The sequence below is a fragment of the Paenibacillus sp. sgz302191 genome (assembly GCF_057749925.1).
On the sequence record NZ_JBYLHY010000117.1, the window covers coordinates 1 to 401 of the forward strand.

At 45.1% G+C, this 401-nt stretch carries 1 rRNA gene; it reads right to left on the reverse strand.

Going from position 1 to position 401, the window contains the following annotated elements:
- Positions 1–293 precede the first annotated feature (293 nt).
- Positions 294–401 (reverse strand): 16S ribosomal RNA (locus tag AC3G2T_RS38855); the annotation flags it as partial.

The window sequence follows — 401 nt, forward strand, 5'->3', positions numbered from 1 at the left end:
ATCCTCCGTGTGCTCTTTCTAGCTTAACCACTAGAATGTACTTTCATTAACTGTTGTGACACAGTCAACGAAAAGGATTTCTAAGTTTCACGCTTTACGTTTCGTTTCGTTATCTAGTTTTCAAGGAACAAGTTGCGAATCGAAGATTCGTCAACAACGCTGCAACTGTTTCATACGCGAAGCGATGTCAGTTGTCAACAAAACATTGCTTTTGAAAGGATTGACCTTTCAAAACTGAACACGAGTAAAGAAACTTTTTGTCCGACAACCTACGGTTGTCATGGACTCCATAGAAAGGAGGTGATCCAGCCGCACCTTCCGATACGGCTACCTTGTTACGACTTCACCCCAATCATCTACCCCACCTTCGGCGGCTGGCTCCTTGCGGTTACCCCACCGAC